15 protein-coding genes are annotated in these 16,913 nt (G+C 62.7%); 6 read left to right on the top strand and 9 right to left on the bottom strand.

All coding sequences use genetic code 11. From position 1 onward, the window contains the following. Positions 1–99: 99 nt before the first annotated feature. From QYQ99_RS20895 to QYQ99_RS20905, 3 genes are all read right to left on the bottom strand, one after another. On the bottom strand, positions 100–1,893 hold the full coding sequence (locus QYQ99_RS20895) for a DUF3300 domain-containing protein (protein WP_302089847.1): 1,794 nt from the start codon (positions 1,891–1,893) through the stop codon (positions 100–102). Between the two features lie 388 nt (positions 1,894–2,281). Continuing rightward, the gene (locus tag QYQ99_RS20900) at positions 2,282–3,703 is read right to left on the bottom strand and encodes a YdgA family protein (protein WP_302089848.1); all 1,422 of its coding nucleotides are present in this window, start codon (positions 3,701–3,703) and stop codon (positions 2,282–2,284) included. Between the two features lie 308 nt (positions 3,704–4,011). After that, positions 4,012–5,829: a glutamine--tRNA ligase/YqeY domain fusion protein gene (locus QYQ99_RS20905; RefSeq protein ID WP_302089849.1), complete on the bottom strand. Its 1,818-nt coding sequence runs from the start codon at positions 5,827–5,829 to the stop codon at positions 4,012–4,014. Between the two features lie 226 nt (positions 5,830–6,055). Here QYQ99_RS20905 and QYQ99_RS20910 point away from each other — a divergent pair, with 226 nt between their 5' ends. From QYQ99_RS20910 to QYQ99_RS20930, 5 genes are all read left to right on the top strand, one after another. Continuing rightward, complete coding sequence (locus tag QYQ99_RS20910) at positions 6,056–6,388, top strand: hypothetical protein (RefSeq protein WP_302093231.1); 333 nt, start codon at positions 6,056–6,058, stop codon at positions 6,386–6,388. A 181-nt stretch (positions 6,389–6,569) separates the two neighbouring features. Next, positions 6,570–6,965, top strand: coding sequence for a type II 3-dehydroquinate dehydratase (locus tag QYQ99_RS20915; protein WP_302093232.1), 396 nt, complete (start codon positions 6,570–6,572; stop codon positions 6,963–6,965). Continuing rightward, the gene (locus QYQ99_RS20920) at positions 6,959–7,897 is read left to right on the top strand and encodes an alpha/beta fold hydrolase (RefSeq protein ID WP_302089850.1); all 939 of its coding nucleotides are present in this window, start codon (positions 6,959–6,961) and stop codon (positions 7,895–7,897) included. The genes QYQ99_RS20915 and QYQ99_RS20920 overlap by 7 nt, the downstream gene beginning before the upstream one ends. Continuing rightward, positions 7,894–8,304, top strand: coding sequence for an alternative ribosome rescue aminoacyl-tRNA hydrolase ArfB (arfB, locus tag QYQ99_RS20925; RefSeq protein WP_302089851.1), 411 nt, complete (start codon positions 7,894–7,896; stop codon positions 8,302–8,304). The genes QYQ99_RS20920 and arfB overlap by 4 nt, the downstream gene beginning before the upstream one ends. A gap of 195 nt (positions 8,305–8,499) precedes the next feature. After that, the gene (locus QYQ99_RS20930; RefSeq protein ID WP_302089852.1) at positions 8,500–9,192 is read left to right on the top strand and encodes an alpha/beta hydrolase; all 693 of its coding nucleotides are present in this window, start codon (positions 8,500–8,502) and stop codon (positions 9,190–9,192) included. Here QYQ99_RS20930 and QYQ99_RS20935 read toward each other — a convergent pair. The 3 genes from QYQ99_RS20935 to QYQ99_RS20945 form a co-directional block, all read right to left on the bottom strand. After that, complete coding sequence (locus tag QYQ99_RS20935) at positions 9,186–9,518, bottom strand: SMR family transporter (RefSeq protein WP_034359382.1); 333 nt, start codon at positions 9,516–9,518, stop codon at positions 9,186–9,188. The two genes, QYQ99_RS20930 and QYQ99_RS20935, sit on opposite strands and share 7 nt — an antisense overlap. A 140-nt stretch (positions 9,519–9,658) precedes the next feature. Then, the gene (map, locus tag QYQ99_RS20940) at positions 9,659–10,465 is read right to left on the bottom strand and encodes a type I methionyl aminopeptidase (protein WP_302089853.1); all 807 of its coding nucleotides are present in this window, start codon (positions 10,463–10,465) and stop codon (positions 9,659–9,661) included. Beyond that, on the bottom strand, positions 10,462–10,725 hold the full coding sequence (locus QYQ99_RS20945) for a ParD-like family protein (RefSeq protein WP_302089854.1): 264 nt from the start codon (positions 10,723–10,725) through the stop codon (positions 10,462–10,464). Before QYQ99_RS20945 ends, map begins: the two co-directional genes overlap by 4 nt. A gap of 388 nt (positions 10,726–11,113) precedes the next feature. Here QYQ99_RS20945 and QYQ99_RS20950 point away from each other — a divergent pair, with 388 nt between their 5' ends. Beyond that, a complete protein-coding gene (locus QYQ99_RS20950) occupies positions 11,114–12,493 on the top strand; it encodes an NAD(P)/FAD-dependent oxidoreductase (RefSeq protein ID WP_302089855.1) in 1,380 nt (459 codons plus the stop codon). 1 nt (position 12,494) lies between these two features. On the opposite strand, the gene QYQ99_RS20955 is transcribed toward QYQ99_RS20950, so the two are convergent. The 3 genes from QYQ99_RS20955 to QYQ99_RS20965 all read right to left on the bottom strand — a co-directional run bounded on the left by QYQ99_RS20955 (position 12,495) and on the right by QYQ99_RS20965 (position 16,859). Then, positions 12,495–14,165 carry a phospholipase D family protein gene (locus QYQ99_RS20955; RefSeq protein WP_302089856.1) on the bottom strand — a complete coding sequence of 557 codons (1,671 nt, stop codon included), beginning with the start codon at positions 14,163–14,165 and terminating at the stop codon, positions 12,495–12,497. Positions 14,166–14,187: 22 nt separating this feature from the next. After that, positions 14,188–15,795, bottom strand: coding sequence for an alkaline phosphatase D family protein (locus tag QYQ99_RS20960; protein ID WP_302089857.1), 1,608 nt, complete (start codon positions 15,793–15,795; stop codon positions 14,188–14,190). An 86-nt stretch (positions 15,796–15,881) separates the two neighbouring features. Continuing rightward, positions 15,882–16,859 carry an NADPH:quinone oxidoreductase family protein gene (locus tag QYQ99_RS20965; protein WP_302089858.1) on the bottom strand — a complete coding sequence of 326 codons (978 nt, stop codon included), beginning with the start codon at positions 16,857–16,859 and terminating at the stop codon, positions 15,882–15,884. Positions 16,860–16,913: the final 54 nt, after the last annotated feature.

The raw sequence follows: 16,913 nt of genomic DNA on the forward strand, positions 1-16,913 counted from the left end.
TGGCGCAAAAAAGCATGGCCTTGTTTATACAGCTGCGCAGGCCGCGCGCTCACAACCCGCCGGTGTGACAGGCGGCCTGACATGAGGACCAGCGGCGTTTCAGCGGTGCTCGCGGTCCCCGCGCGTGCGGCCCTCGGCGCGCGCTGCCTGCATGCGTGCCTGCTGCTCGGCCTGGTGATGTTGAGCTTGCATCTGGGCCTGCTGCTGGCGCTCTTGCTGCATTTGCTGCTGGCGTTGGGCCTGTTCCTGGGCGCGCTGTTGCTGCATCTGGGCCTGCTGCTGGCGCTCTTGCTGCATTTGCTGCTGGCGCTGGGCCTGCTCCTGGGCACGCTGCTGCTGCATCCGGGCTTGCTGCTGGCGCTCTTGCTGCATTGGCTGCTGGCGCTGGGCCTGCTCCTGGGCACGCTGCTGCTGCATCTGCTGCATCTGCTGCATCTGGGCCTGCTGCTGGCGTTCCTGCTGTTCGTGGGCTTTCTGGATTGGCTGCTGGCGCTGGGCTGGCTCCTGCGCGCGTGGCTGCAAGGCCTTCTCCGTCGTGGCGGCCTGCATCTGCGCAGTCTGCTGCGGATGGGCACCGGGGCTGCCTGAGCGATCACGCGGGTCTTGCGGCTGCAGCAGGGCATGGCCATTGGGCGCGCGCGGCAGGCCTGGAGCCCGGGTGGTCCCCTGGGCAAAGTCAGGCTGCCCCTGCGGCTGTGTCGCCAGGGGACGCGGTGCTGGCTGGCGCTGGTTCAGGACATGGCCACCGGCTGCCACGGCGGCGGCACCGACGGCAGCGCCCGCAGCCATCGTGCCCGGCGCAGCAAAGATGCCTGCGGCCTGAGGCTGCCCGCTTGGCCCCCGGCGCTCGCCTGCGCCATTTTCATGGATGTTGTTGATGTAGGTGTTGTCCGTGCGGTGGATGTTCTGCACCACGGTTCGCGACTGCGATATGTAGGTGGTGTTGTTGTAGACCACGGCCGGACGGGTCTGCTCGGGCGGGGGGCGCTCGCCGTGGCGCCAGGGCCTTTCGGGATCGCCCCAGTGCATATTCCAGGCATTCCAGCCCCAGGATGGATGCCTGTCCATGGACTCGGCCAGCACGATGCCGGCACCAAAGCCCAGCAGGCCGGCCATCACGGGCACGCCGGCCACGGGAGCCGGAGGCGGCACTTCCACATAGCGATAGCCGCCATATACGGGTAGCGGCTGACCGTAGACCGCAGCGGGGTTGTACTGGGGAACGTAGACCGTATCCACCTGGGAAGGGCTGATTTCAATGAACTGCTCCGGTGGCTCTATGACCGGGTCGGGCAGCGGTGTGACTATGGCTCCAGGCATATAGGCCACGGCGGCTGGCGTGGAGGCCAGGTTGACCTTGAGCTGGCTCGAGGTCTTGAGCGTGCCGGCCTTGTAGGCCCGGTTGCGCATGACCTGTATGGCGTTCATCACATCCGAAGGATCGTTGTAATAGGCCTTGCCAAGCGCCGTGGTCCAGGGCAGGTTGGAGGCCATCTGTTCCAGCACATTGGGAAACTGGGTCAAAGATTTGACGGACGGGTCCCAGTTCTGGGCGTTGACGGCATTGCTCAGCGCCGTCCTCTGCAGGCCGGGGTTTTGCCCCAGCCAGGTTTCGGCGGCGCTGATCTGGTCTGGATAGGTGGCACCGGCCAGGATCTGGGCCACCAGCTTGTCCGGGTAAAGCGCAATCGGCGCCACCATCCGGTAGAGCGCGTCTACATCGGGTGGCACATAGGCTGTGGGCTCAGACCGGGCGGCATCGGGCGTGGCGGCTGGTGCCAAGGCTGGCAGTGTGCTGTCCGCCTTGATCGGCGAATTCTTGTCGTTGCAGGCACTCAACGCCATGGCTGCAGCCAGGGCAATCATGCCCGGGTGCCAGTGGTGGGAGAGCATGTTTGGCTGCAGGTCCGGCTGCTCAGGCCGGGTCCGGGAGAAATGCGACATCTGACGCTCCTTGCGCCGCGCCGTGCGAATCACGGAGCTTTGGCGGATGCTGTTTTAACGCCAGTGTTGAGCCGTTGTTGACAGTGTGTTGTAAGCAAATAAAGCATGTGGCTGCAGTCCATGCTCCAAGAGGGCCTTGTAAATTTTGATAGCAGTTATCGCAGTGTGAGTAATGCGCTAATGCTAAGAATAGTGAAAGTTTACGACAAGAAATGCAAAGGGCGGCTTCTCGTCCGCGTCGCTGCGGTTGGGGCGCTATTTCCCCATGAAAAAGGCCTGCGCGAGGCAGGCCTTGGAGGTATCCGCGAAGCAACCCGCTTCCCGGAACTGGGTCACATCATTCGGCCATGGTGCCCATGAGTGTGCTCGTACCCATGGCATCCAGCGGCTTTCCGTTGACCTGGAATTCACCCTTGGCATAGACGATCTCGGTACGCATCTTGCCATCCTTGTCTTCGAAGATGCCTTGCTCCTTGAGCATTTCCAGGCTGGCTTGAGTCTGGGCTTTGGCGGTTTCCTCGATGTCTTCGGGCTTGTACTCGCTCTCGCCTTCAAACATGGCCAGCAGGCTGGAGCGCCTGCGCGAGAGCATCATGTTCTCCATGAAGGGCTTGGGCATATCGGCCTTGAGGCTGACTTTCAGGTCCTGCAGCAGCGTACCCATCTTTTCGCCATCGCCCAGATACTGAACGGCTGCCGCGAACTCGCTCACGCCGTCAGGGGTGCGCATGGACAGGCGTTTGAGTTCGATCACGGGCTGTCGTGCCAGCGCCTGTGTCAGCGACTTGAGCATTTTTTCGCGCAGATCACCGCTTTGCTGATCGTCAGTGTCTTCACCGTCCCCGGCTTCTCCAGCAGCACCGAGCAGCGGGTTCTTGCGCTTGCTCATTTCCACAACCTGGTTGATCCAGTTGGCATCGACATTGTTGAACGCCATCTCCAGCAGCAGGTCGTCAGCCTGTTTGTCCTCAAGTTTTGCGGTCTTGATGCCGGTCTTGAGCGTCATTTCCACCACCTCTCCCTTGAGGATGGTGTCCGAATCCATGGTGATGCCTTCGAAGTGGCTGGCAGAGCTCTTGCCTTCCTCTTCCTGCTTGGTGGCGGCGATCTTGGCAATCGTCATGGCAAACGGGCCGGTCCAGAACTGCTGACCCGCAGGCTGCTTCATGTCGAAGCGCATATCGGCCTTGTCCAGAGTCACGCTGCCTTCCTCGTCCTTGAACTGCAGGCCGGCAAAGCTGCCTGTACCCTTGGCGGCCTTCATGTCGGCGGGCATGTCCCAAACGATCTTCATGCCGCCCCAGTTCATTTCGCTGTCCTTGATCTTGCTGCTCACGGCCGGCGATGTCATGACGTTGGAGCTGCTGCGGCCCCAGCCGACCTTGGTGTCGACTTCCAGCGGAGAGCGACCATTGAGTGCGGTTTTCAGCGCCGGGTCCGCGTCCTCGGGCAGATTGAAGCTGGTGTGAATTTCGGCGGCATGGCCCAGGGGCAGCGGACCATGGCTGATCTTGTGCTCGGCGGTGAACTGGACGGGCTCGTCGCCGCTGTCCAGCGTCCAGACCGTTTTGGCAGTGGAAGAAAAAGCACCACGGTCATAGCTGGTGACCTGAATCTTCACGCCATGCTCGCTCCACTTGTCCAGGCCTTCGGTGAAGCTCTGCTGCAGCTTGCCGCCCATGTAATAGCTGGTGCCCAGTGTTCCTGCCACGATGACGGCGATGGCCGCTGCAATGCCTGCTCCTGCTTTTCTGTTCATTCTTGACCTTTGATGAAAATAAAAAATCCGCGAATGAATTGCGGATTGGTAATGTTGTGGTGAGCAGGATTCTAGAAAGAAAATAATGAAATGCTCTGAATTTAAGAACATTTTATGCAAATGCTTATCGAGTATTAAAAATCAATACCTGCGGTATTTATTTCAATATGTAACCACGATTCATGGGGCACTATCCATTTCCCGATCGGGAGAACCGAATAGCGGTCTCGGGATAAATGCTGCGGCGGTTTGTGCATAAAAAAGGCTGCCAGTGAATCCTGGCAGCCTTGCTGAATCGGCTGGAGTGCTTACTTGCCCCAACTGTCCTTGAGTCCAGTGATCTTGTTGAACACGGGCTTGTCGCTGCGGTGATCCTTGCGGTCGGCCACAAAATAGCCAAAACGCTCGAACTGGAACTTGTCGTCAGCCTGAGCCGCCTTGAGCGAAGGCTCCATATAGGCGGTGACAACCTTCAGGCTGTCGGGGTTCAGCAGGCTCAGGAAATCCTTGCCGCCGGCATCGGGTTGCGGATCGGTGAACAGGCGGTCGTACATGCGCACTTCGGCTTGCAGGCCGTCGGCCACGCCCACCCAGGTGATGGCGGCCTTGACCTTGACGCTGTCTGCGCCCGGCGTGCCGCTCTTGGTGTCGGGCACCACGGTGGCCAGCACCTTGGTCACATTGCCATCGGCATCCTTTTCGGCGCCCGTGCATTCGATCACATAGCCGCCCTTGAGGCGGACCTTGTTGCCGGAGAAAAGGCGCTTATAGCCCTTGGGCGGCACTTCGGCAAAGTCTTCGCGCTCGATCCACACTTCGCGGCCCAGGGTGAAACGGCGCTCCGGCACGCTTTCACCTTCTGCCGCGTGGGGCAGGGCGGGCAGGTGGCAGTCCTCCAGATGTTCGGCGCTGCCAAACACCTCGGCCCAGTTGCTGAGTTCGAGCTTGACCGGGTCCAGTACGACCATGGCGCGGTGGGCCTTGCTTTCCAGGTCTTCACGCAGGCAGCCGTCCAGCGTGCCGTAGTCGATCCAGGCGTAGTCCTTGGTCACACCGATGCGTTCGCAGAAGTTGCGGATGGACGCAGGCGTGTAGCCGCGTCGGCGCAGGCCGACCACGGTGGGCATGCGCGGGTCGTCCCAGCCCGTGACGAACTGGTTGTCCACCAGATGCTTGAGCTTGCGCTTGCTGGTGATCACATAGGTCAGGTTCAGGCGCGAGAACTCGTACTGGCGGGGCTGGGGGGCGTCGATCAGACCGCCTTCGCGCAGGTGGTTCAGCAGCCAGTCATAGAAGGGGCGCTGATCCTCGAACTCCAGCGTGCAGATGGAGTGAGTGATGTGCTCGTAGGCATCCTCGATGGGGTGCGCAAAGGTATACATCGGGTAGATGCACCACTGGTTGCCGGTGTTGTGGTGCTCGGCATGGCGCACGCGATAGATGGCCGGGTCGCGCAGATTGATATTGGGTGCGGCCATGTCGATCTTGGCGCGCAGCACGGCGGCGCCATCGGCGAGCTTGCCGTCCTTCATGTCGGCAAAGCGCTGCAGGTTTTCGGCCACGGAGCGGTCGCGGAAGGGGCTGTTCACGCCGGGACGGGTGAAGTCGCCGCGGTTGGCCTTCATCTCGTCGGCCGATTGCTCGTCCACATAGGCCAGACCTTGCTCGATCAGGTAGACCGCACAGCGGTACATGAAGTCGAAGTAATTGCTGGCGAAATAGAGGTTCTCGTGCCCGTCGGCATCCTTCCAGTCGAAGCCCAGCCAGCGTACGGCATCGATGATGCCGTCCACATATTCCTGATCTTCCTTTTCCGGATTGGTGTCGTCGAAGCGCAGATGGCAGACGCCGCCGAAGTCGCGTGCCAGACCGAAGTTTAGACAGATGGACTTGGCATGGCCCACGTGCAGATAGCCGTTGGGCTCTGGCGGAAAGCGAGTGCGGATCTTGGCTTCATCGACCTGGCCGCTCTGGTGATGCTGGGCATCGCCGGGCGCACCGCCCCAGTGACGGGTGGCATAGGTGCCCTTGTCCAGATCCGATTCGATAATCTGGCGCAGGAAGTTGGTGGGCTTGACCGCTTCGGGGGCGGAGTTGTTGGATTTGGAGGCGTCAGCAGAGCTCATCGCACCATTTTAGGCCGGCTGCCATGACCTCATGTCGAGCTGCGGACACTGCAGCTTTGCCTCGTGTGCATTTGGACACAATGTTTTTGAGGAATCATGCCATCCTGACGGGACTCTGAAACGTTATATCCCCAAGGGCCGAAGGCGCAGCACAGATTTGCAAGCTTGCCCCCGGTGACTCATAAACAGAGGAGAGATTGTGATGTCCAGAACAACTTCCCCCCGCATGGCCAGGCTGCTTGCCGCTGGCTCTATCGTTGTGGCCGGCCTGATGGCAGCCGCAGGCGCCCAGGCACATGGTGGCGTCAGCCTGTCGGTCGGCATCGGCGTGCCTGGTGTGGCCGTGGGTGTCGGCGCTCCCGTCTACGCTGCGCCCTATGTGGTGCCAGCCCCGGTCTATATGCCGCCGCGCCCCGTCTACTATGCGCCTCCGGCACCGGTCTACTATGCTCCGCCACCCCCTGTGTACCGTCCCGCACCCGTGATGGTCGTGCCCGGCCCGATGTACTACGGTGGCGGCCCACGCTGGCGTGGTCATCACCATCATCACTATCGTTGATGGCATCGATAGCAGAGCCCTGAAAGACTCTGCACCCAAGACGGCTGCCTAGGCAGCCGTTTTTGATGCCTGCAGGCTGGGTGCCGCGCTCGCATAATCCGGGGCAGTCCTCAAAAATAAGGAGAATGCTTCCGTGAAAACCGTCTATGTCCTCAATGGCCCGAATCTCAATCTGCTGGGCATGCGCGAACCCGCCATCTATGGCTCGGCCACGCTGGCCGATGTCCAGAAGCTGTGCGAGGAGGCTTGCGTGCGCCATGGCCTGAAGCTGGAGTTCCGCCAGAGCAACCATGAGGGAGAGCTGGTGGACTGGATTCACGAGGCAGGCCGTCTGCACGCCAAGGGGGAGTTGCAGGCCCTGATCATGAACGCCGCGGCCTATACCCATACTAGTGTGGCAATTCTCGATGCCGTCAAGGGCACGGCCGTGCCGCTGGTGGAGTTGCACATCAGCAATGTCCATGCGCGCGAGAGCTTTCGCCACCATTCCTATCTGTCGGCCACGGCGCGCGCCGTGATGTGCGGCTTTGGCGTGGCCGGCTACGGCCTGGCTATCGATGCGGTGGCGCAGTGGTGACATCGGCGGTTGAAGCAGCCTGTTCCCTGGAACAGGTTTCGCAGGAGCTGAGTGTCGACGTGCCGGCAGCGATTGCCCGGCTGCAGGCCACGGCGCGGCGCGTGCAGACTAGGTTTGGCGAAGCCGCCGGCAGCGGCGTGATGATCTGGCATGGCTGGCAGCCCCCTGCAGGGGTGGCGCAGCGTGGCTTGCCGCTGGTGCTGCTGCATGGCGGCAGCGGCAGCTGGACGCATTGGTTGCGCGTGATTGAGCCGCTGACCGAGGCGGGCTACAGCCTGTGGCTGGCCGATCTGCCGGGTTTTGGCGAATCCGATGGCGTGCCCGGCGGCATGGATGTGGACTCCATGCTGGAGCCTCTGGCCTATGGCATCCGGCAACTGCTGGGCAATGCCGGTGCGGGTCCGGTCTGCGATCTGGTTGGTTTTTCCTTTGGTGGCATGACCGCCGGTCTGCTGGCCGCCGAGCATCCGGAACTGGCCCGCAAGCTGGTGGTGGTCGGTGCACCCGGCATGGGCATGACCGAGGGGCGGACCGTGCGTTTGCTGGGCTGGCGCCACCTGCCGGGGCTGGAGGCGCAGATGCAGGCCCATCGCCACAATATTGCGGCCCTCATGCTGCATGACGCGACACTGATCGACGAGGAGACGCTGGCATTGCATGCGCTCAATGTGGCTCGTGACCGGCTGCCGCGCAGGCGGCTGTCGCGCACCGATGTGCTGGCCCGGGCCCTGACCCGTGTCAAGGTGCCGGTGGCGGCGATCTATGGTGAGCATGACCCTCTGTATGCGGGCTGCCTGGCAGAGCTGCAACTGTTGATGCAGCGCCAGTACGGTGGTGCGCTGGACTGGCAGGTGATGCCGGGCGTCGGCCATTGGGTGCAGCACGAGGACCCGGCCACCTTCTGCGCCGCGCTGCAGGAGGCTCTGTCGTGAGCAACGCTGCCGTCTTCGAGCTGACCGAAGCCGATGTGCAATGGAGCGCCGTGCGCTCGCAAGGCCCTGGCGGCCAGAATGTGAACAAGGTGGCCAGCGCCGTGCATCTGCGCTTTGACATCCGAGCCTCGCGTCTGCCTGCCGATGTGCAGCAGCGCCTGCTGGCTTTGGGTGATTCGCGTATCACCACCGATGGAGTGGTGGTCATCAAGGCGCAAAAATACCGCACTCAGGAGCACAACCTGTGGGATGGGTTGCAGCGCCTCAATGCGCTGGTGGCCACGGTTGCCAGGCCGCCACGCCCGCGCAAGCCCACCAAGCCGACATGGGGCTCGCAGCAAAGACGCTTGCAGGGCAAAAGCCTGCGCTCCGGCATCAAGGCTTTGCGCGGCCGGGTGCATGATTGAGCTTCTGTAGCGGCAAAGCCACGCTCAGGTCAGTCAACTGTATCAAAAGGCATGCGCGTCCCCTGTCGGGCCGGGTGCGGATCGGTCAGCCGGCTGCGGGTCTGCGCTATATTGTTTTGATAGCTGCAGTCGCAGAATGCAAGAGCGCTACAGCCTGTTTTCCATCTAATTCCGTGCTGCCTTCGGGAGTTGTCCATGAGCACATTGCCTTTGACTTATCTGGAGCGGCCCGCGCAGCTTGCCGCCGGTCAGCCTGCCTGGCTGCTGGTGCTCATGCATGGCGTGGGCAGCAATGAGCAGGACCTGTTTGGCCTGGTGCCCTATGTGCCGCCGCAGTTTCATGTGCTCAGTCTGCGTGCGCCCTTTGCCATGGGCATGGGCGCTTATGCCTGGTTTCAGTTCACTGTGGATGCCGATGGCACGCGCCATATCAATGTGCCGCAGGAGCAGCAGGCGCGCATCTTGCTGCAGCAGACGGTGGAGCAGGCCGCGCAGCAACTGGACATCCCGCCCGAGCGGGTGGTGCTGGGAGGCTTCAGCCAGGGCGGCATCATGAGTCTGAGCCAGTTGCTGACGCAGCCCCAGACCTTGCGTGCCGCACTGGTCTGGCACAGTCGACTGCTGCCCGAGATCGCTTCGCTGCATGCGCCCGCTGCCGCATTCGAGGGCAAGTCGGCCTGGGTCAGCCACGGTACTTATGACAATGTGATTCCGCTGACCAGCGCCCATGCCGTGCGTGACCGCCTGGCCTCCTTGCCCCTGCAGCTGAGCTATCACGAGTATCCGGGCGCCCATGAGATCCGGCCCGAGGAGCTGCGTGCCAGCATGCAGTGGCTGCAGGATCTGACGCAGTCGGCGGATGACTTCGGAAGCGATGGCGATCAGTGACCGGCGGTCTTTGAAAACAGATTGATCACCAGCACGCCGCCGACAATCATGGCCATGCCGGCCAGAGCGGGGGCATCGAGCTTCTGGCCCTGCCAGAAATAGGCGACGGCCGAGACCAGCACGATGCCCACGCCGGACCAGATCGCATAGGCCACGCCCGTGGGGACGGTGCGCAGCGTCAGCGACAGCAGATAGAACGAAATCGCATAGCCCACCAGGGAAACAGCGGTAGGGCCGAGCCTGGAGAAGCCTTCCGACCTGGCGAGGAAGGAGGTGGCAATCACCTCGCAGATGATGGCCAGGCCCAGATACAGGTAATTTGTCATGCCGGGCACTGTAGTGCGGCCGAGGTCGGGCTGTTTCCAGGCCGGTTTCAAGACCCCGGACCGCTTCTGGCCGTTATTGCCAAAATCCAGCAGCTGTGCGCACATCGCCGAGGGCAATATGCGCGGTTTGCCCCACTCGGTCAGATGGCGGGGTAGTCACCTGTCCCCTCAGGCCAGGGCGTCAGCACCTCGAATCCGGTCTCCGTCACCAGCACCATATGCTCCCACTGGGCAGAGAGCGATTTGTCGTTGGTGATCACGGTCCAGCCGTCAGACAGTTCGCGTGTGGCGGCCTTGCCGGCGTTGAGCATGGGCTCGATGGTGAAGATCATGCCGGGCTGCAGCAGCAGTCCCTGGCCGGGCGTGCCGTAGTGCAGCACCTGAGGCTCGTCGTGATAGACCTTCCCGATGCCATGACCGCAGTACTCGCGCACGATGGAAAAGCGCTCACGCTGGGCCACGGTCTGGATGGCATGGCCTACATCGCCCAGAGTGGCCCCGGGCTTGACGGCGCGGATGCCGGCCACCAGGGCTTCATAGGTGGTGTTGACCAGGCGCCTGGCCAGATTGCTTGGCTGGCCCACGTAGTACATGCGGCTGGTGTCGCCGATCCAGCCTTCGGGCGTGGTTACTGCGACGTCGACATTGATGATGTCGCCGTCCTTGAGGACCTGCTCGACATTGGGGATGCCGTGGCAGACCACATGGTTGACGGAGGTGCACACGGTCTTGGGAAAACCGTAATAGCCCACATTGGTGGGCGTGCATTTCAGCTCGTTGACGATGTAGTCGTGGCAGATCTTGTCCAGTTCCTCGGTGCTCACGCCAGGCTGCACATGGGGCGTGAGCATGGCCAGCACCTTGGCGGCCAGGCTACCGGCCTTACGCGAGAGAAAGATGTCTGTGGCGTCATGAATGGGCACGACTTTCTGTTTGCCGCGCTTCATTGCATGCCTCCTACCAGGCGCACCGGACGGGGGCGGCGCATGACTGTATCGGGTTCATGAGCGCTGGCAGGCTGCAGCTCACGCTCGGCTTGCTGCAGAAGCAGGGCACAAATGCCTTCGTAATTGAGCTGGGGGTGATGTTCGGCCAACTGGCCTACACGCAGCCAGTGCTCGGCCTGGGCATTGATGGAGCGGCCAAGGGCCGCACTGGAGACACGAATCTGGTCGTGCAACTGGTCTGAAATTTTGACGATTCCCATAGCCGAGCATCATAAGGGCTGTATACGTTTCGTATATTGACAAACGCAAATTGCATGGTTGAAGCAGCGGTTTTGCAACCGTTTGACATGCGCAGTTCGTCGAGCAGGGTTTTGCGCCACTGCCGAATGACACAGTGCCCAAGAAGTTGATAGCACTCTGCGCTTGCTTGGTATTGCTTGCAGCTAGGGCTGTTCAGAAAACTGAAAGCTTCTAAAGCAGGCCTTGCATCCGTGTCGCTCAAGTCTTATAAAAGATATATATCATCAGTATTTGCCTTGCCCATATTGAGTTTCCTGCTATAAAAATTGAAGAACAATCAATGCGTGCCAGACATCTTGAGATGTTTTGGCGTCCGGTTACAACAGACGCAGAGAGTCAGGGTCGTTCATGGAAAACGCAGTCAGTCAGGCAGAGCAGGGCGAGCAGCCCATCATCGAATCTCAGGGGCGGCAAGCTCAAAAGCCACAGCCTCCACGCAATGTGCATGCGGCCCGCATCGTGGTCGTGGGCGGTGGCGTGGCGGGGCTGGAGGTGGCCACTGCCCTGGGCAAGCTCAAAAGCGAAAGCATTGACACGGTGACGCTGGTGGACAGCGACTCCGCCCATGTCTGGAAGCCCATGCTGCACACGATTGCGGCTGGCACCCGCGATCTGGCGCAGCAGCAGACCACTTATCTCGCCCAGGCCACCGATGCCGACTTTGCCTACCAGCCTGGCGAGATGTGCGGCCTGGACCGTGAGGCACGCGAGATTCTGCTTGCCCCTATTTATGCCCCCGATGGTCGCGAGCTGGTGGCGGAGCGGCGTCTTGCCTATGACAAGCTGGTGATTGCGGTGGGTAGCGGTGCCAACGACTTCGGCACGCCCGGCGTGCATGAGCACTGCTTCATGATCGACTCGCGTCGCAAGGCCGATGCCTTCAACCAGGAAATCCGTCTGCGCATGGTGCGCTGCATGACCAGTGGAGAGCAGTTGCAGGTCGCCATCGTGGGCGGCGGTGCCACGGGGGTTGAGCTGGCGGCAGAGCTTGTTCAGCTTGCAGAAAGTGCCACGGCTTACGGAGCATTGGGCGAGGCGGCCAAGTTCCGCATCGTGCTGATCGAGGCAGGCTCGCGCCTGCTACCCAGCTTTCCCGAAGAAATCTCCGAGGCCACGCGCGTGCGGCTGCAGGCCCTGGGCGTTTCCGTGATCGTCGGCGGCCGCGTCAGCCGTGCGACGGAGCAAGGTTTCGAGCTGGCCAATGGTGAGCTGATTCCTGCCAGCCTGCGTGTCTGGGCTGCCGGGGTCAAGGCACCGGAATTTCTGATGCAGCTGGGTTTGCAGACCACGCGCAGCAATCAGCTGCTGGTCAATGACGAGATGCAGACCAGCGACTCTGATATCTATGCCCTGGGCGACTGCGCCAGCTATACCTTGCCGGGCAAGCAGGAGGCTTTGCCTCCTACGGCCCAGGTGGCCCACCAGCAGGCCCGCTATCTGATCGAGACCCTGCCCCATGTGCTGGAGCGTCCTGGGGCCAAACCCGTAGGCTTTGCCTATCGCGACTTTGGCGCCTTGGTGTCCCTTGCACATTACGACGCCTATGGCTCGCTGGGAAAGTTCGGTCTGTTCAACGGCGGTGTGATCCGTGGCCGCATGGCCATGCTCAGCCACATCATGCTGTACCGCTCGCACCAAGCGCGGCTTTACGGCTTCTGGCGCGGTGGCCTGCTGTGGCTGATCGATCTGATGAACGCGCGGCTGCGTCCCTCCATCCGTCTGGACTGAACTACAAAAGCCCTTCGATGGGCAGCCAGCTCAGCACCCGCACCATGAAACGCTGCCACCAGCTGGTGCTGGGGTCGGCACTGAAGGTCTGGGTTTCATGGGGCGGCTGCGGATTCTGGCCTGTCCAGCTCAGCCTGCCCTGCGGGTCCAGCTGCACCTTGTAGGCCATGCGCGGCAGATGCTGATCCAGGCTGATGCTGACCTGCTGGCTCAAGGCCGGGTCTTTGATGACCACGCCCATTTCGGTATTGAGCATGGCCGAGCGCGGATCGAAGTTGAAGGAGCCGACAAAGAGCTGCTTGCCGTCGACCGCGAAGGTCTTGGCATGCAGGCTGGCGCCCGAGCTGCCCGTGGTGGCGGAGCTGCCGCTCAGCGCTGCAGGTGACGGGGCTTCGTGCTTGGGAGTCTTTTCGGCTGGCTTGCTCTTTCGGGTCTTGTCCGGCTCGTCGGCTGCGGGCTGACTGCGCAGATCGATCTGGCGGCGCATCTCGTAGAGTTCCACGCCCATCTTCAGCAGCGGCTTGCGGTATTTCTCGTAGCCCGCGTGCACCACGGCCACATCGGTTGCCTCCAGGCTGTTGGTCAGAATGCGTACTCGCACACCTTGCCGGCGCAGATGAGCAAAGGCGTCGACTCCGGCCTGGGTGGGCACGAAATAGGGCGACACCACTTCCAGCAACTGCTGGGGCTGGCCAATCACAGGCTGGAGCTGGGACAGCAGCAAGTCCTCGGGCGCAGCTTCGCGCAGGACCTTGGCCGGGTCGTCGCTGACCAGGGTGGTCTCGGCCCATTGCAGCGGCAGTCGACCCGCCAGCAAGTCGGTGCTGAAGCGGCTGCGGCCCACGGCCTGCACATAGGCCTGGGACTCCGGGCGGTTCACATCGGCGTGCAGGCTTGCGTAGACCTTGTCCACGGCCTGCTGCGGCATGGCCGGCAGCAGGCTGGCTGCCGGGTATGCGGAGGGGCTGTTCCAGTAACGGTCGAATTCCGCTGCTACCTCGCTCACCACCGAGCCTGTGGCCACCACATCGAGGTCGGCGAACAGCACACCATCGGAGGCGGCAAAGTACTCGTCGCCGATATTGCGCCCGCCCACGATGGTGGCGGCGGAGTCGGCCGTGTAGCTCTTGTTGTGCATGCGCCGCTGGGTGCGCGCGAAGTCCGTCACATAGCCGATCACCTTGGGTGTGCGCAAAGCGAAGGGGTTGAACAGCCGTACCTCGATCTGCGGATGCTGGTCCAGGGCGGCCAGCATGGCGTCCATGCCGCCGGTGCCGCCATCGTCCAGCAGCAGGCGTACGCGCACGCCGCGGTCTGCAGCGAGCAGCAGCTCATCAAGCAGCAAATGGCCTGTGGTGTCGTTACGCCAGATGTAGTACTGCACATCAAGCGTGCGCTGCGCGGCCCGGGCCAGCAGGGCGCGGGCGGCGTAGGCGTCATGGGCATCGGCCAGCATATGGATGCCGCTCTGCCCCGGATGCGCCTGCTGCAGCGGCTCCAGCGCCTGGCCGAGCCGGGTTTGCAGGGCCTGTTCGGCACTCAGGGCCTCGGTGGCAGTGCGATCCGGCATGGGCGGCAGGCCGCAGCCTGCGAGCAGACCTGCGATCAGCAGGGCTGCCGCCGTACCGCGCCACAGAGGAAGTTCGGATCTCGAAGCCTGTGTGTTTTGCATGGCCCGAGTATGCCGCAGCGCATCACGCGATCTTCACAGGGCCGGGGCGGCGATCTTCCACCACAAAGCGTGCCAGCGTATAGAGGCTGCTGTCGGCCTGCAGCGGGTTGCTCACGGCGCGCAGCTCCGTGGTCATGGACTGCGGCGTGATCTCCACGAGGCTGTAGCCGCGCTCCTCGCAGCGTGCGAAAACTACCTGGGGGTTGTGGGCCACGATGGCATCGACCCTGGCCTGTGTCGTGCCGCTGTGCGAGCTGATGGAGGTTCCGCAGAATTCGCTGGCAATCACCGGATTGGCCTTGTCCGGGGCCTGATCGGCCCGGGCTGCAATGGCGCAGACATAGTTCTGGTGAATGTCTCCGCCAAGCAGCACGCTGTTGCGTGGCTGGCTCTCGGCAATCTGGCTCACCAGGCGCTGACGTGCCTGAGGGTAGCCGTCCCAGCTGTCGGTCGACTGCCGGCCGTTGGGGTGCTTGCGGGCCGCGAACAAGGTGGTCTGCACCACGGTGCTCCAGCGGGTGGCCTCGACCCTCTGGCGTGCATCGTCCTGCAACTGCCGGGCCATCCAGCGCTCCTGATCCCAGCCCAGAAAGCTGCGTCCCGGATCTTGCAGGGCAGGGCATTCGGCCGGGTCCACGGTGCCGGTGCTGGCCTTGCCCTCGGGGCGGCAGGCCTGCAGATCGCGGTACTGGCGGCCGTCCAGCAGGTGCAGTCTGGCCAGCTTGCCCCATTGCAGGCTGCGGTACAGCGCCAGGCCTTGAAAGTTGCGCTGCAATGCGCTGTCACGCAGTGGCATGTTTTCATAAAAAGCCTGCCAGGCCGCCATGCGCCTAGCCAGAAAGTGAGCGCTGTCCCCCCGTCCGTACTGCGCCACATAGTCGTTTTCAACCTCGTGATCGTCCCAGATGACGGACCAGTTGCATACGGCATGTGCGGCCTGCAGATGAGCATCGCTTTTGTGCAGCGCATAGCGGTCGCGATAGTCCTGCAAGGTCTGGGCGGTACGCAGCGGCTGCGCACGCGCCAGTCCATCGGGCTTGGCCGGTTGCGCATATTCATAGATGTAGTCGCCGAGAAACAGCACCAGATCGGGCGAGGCCTGCGCGGCATCGGCCCAGGCGCTGTAGAAGCCGTGCTCCCAGCGTTGGCAGGAGGCAACGGCCAGACGCAGCCTGCGGACATCGGCTCCGGCCGCTGGGGCGGTGCGGCAGCGTGCGGTGGTGCTGAAGGCATCGCCACAGCGGAAGCGGTAGAAATACCAGCGGTCCGGGCTCAGGCCGTTGACCTGCACATGGACGGCATGGCCCCATTCGGCCATGGCCTGAGTCTGTCCATGAGCCACGGGCTGGCGGAACTGGGTATCGTGGGCCACCTCCCAATGCACGGTCTGTGCTGCCAGGTCGGGCGCGACCGCTGTACCAAGATAGTCTAGAGGCGCCGTGAGCCGCGTCCAGATCAGGATGTTGTCGGGTTCCGGGTCGCCGCTGGCCACTCCCAGGGTGAACGGGTTGTGGGTCAGTGATTCCGTGGCGCGGGCCCAGGCGGGAAGGGCGCCCACGGCCGTGGCAAGGCTGGAGGCAATCAGAAAGCGCCGGCGATCCGGCGCGGGCGTGTGGGCAGGAGAAAACATGGCGATGCTCTGGTGTCGGGGTTTTGTAGCCAGTGGCTGGAAGTATCTCCCCGCCCCCGCAGGCATCGCCGCGATTTACCGCAGCTTTACGCGTTGACCAGCACCAGCTTGCCCTGTACCTGGCGCGAGCCCATGCGCTCATAGGCGGCGAACAGCTCACTCATGGGCATGGTGCGGTCGATCACGGGCTTGATCCTGCCCTGGGCCCACCATTGCGACAGCTCCTGCATCATGGCTGCATTGTTCTGAGGCTCGCGCTTGGCGAAGTCGCCCCAGAACACGCCGACCAGAGAGGCTCCCTTGAGCAGCGGCAGGTTCAGCGGCAGCGAGGGGATGGGGCCGGAGGCAAAGCCGATGATCAGATAGCGGCCTCGCCAGGCAATGGAGCGGAAGGCAGGCTCGGCGAACTCGCCGCCCACGGGATCGTAGATCACATCGGGGCCCTTGCCATCGGTTGCAGCCTTGATGGCTTCGCGCAGATTGCCCTGGCTGTAGTTGATGGTGACGTCCGCACCTTGCGCCTTGCACAGCGCACATTTGTCGTCCGTGGAGGCCGCTGCAATCACCCGTGCACCGGCCGCCTTGGCAATCTGTATGGCAGCCGTGCCAACGCCGCCCGCCGCGCCCAGCACGAGCACGGTCTCGCCGGCCTTGAGTTGACCGCGGTCGATCAGCGCATGGTGGGAGGTGGCATAGGTCATGATGAAGGAGGCGGCATCGACAAAGGGGAACTCGGTCGGAAGCGGCATGCACATGGCGGCGGGTGCCAGCGTATGCGTGGCGAACCCGCCCGTGCCCGAAAGACAGGCCACATGCTGGCCTACCTTGAGGTGTTTGACGCCTTCGCCCACGGCCTGCACCACGCCGGCGTATTCCGAGCCCGGCACAAAGGGCAGGGGCGGCTTGATCTGGTATTTGTTCTGCACGATCAGCAGATCGGGAAAGTTCAGGCTGGCAGCCTTGACTTCCAGCAGCACCTGGCCGGGGCCTGGCTGCGGTGTGGGCTGCTCGGTCCATTTCAGGGTCTCGACGCCGGTGGGGGTGGTGCAAAGCCATGCGTGCATATCTTGTCTCCTGATCTTCTTGAGGTGAGATTGGGGGGGAATCGGCTCGCAGAT

The organism is Comamonas testosteroni, assembly GCF_030505195.1.
In the GTDB taxonomy this organism is placed as follows: Bacteria; Pseudomonadota; Gammaproteobacteria; order Burkholderiales; family Burkholderiaceae_C; genus Comamonas; species Comamonas testosteroni_G.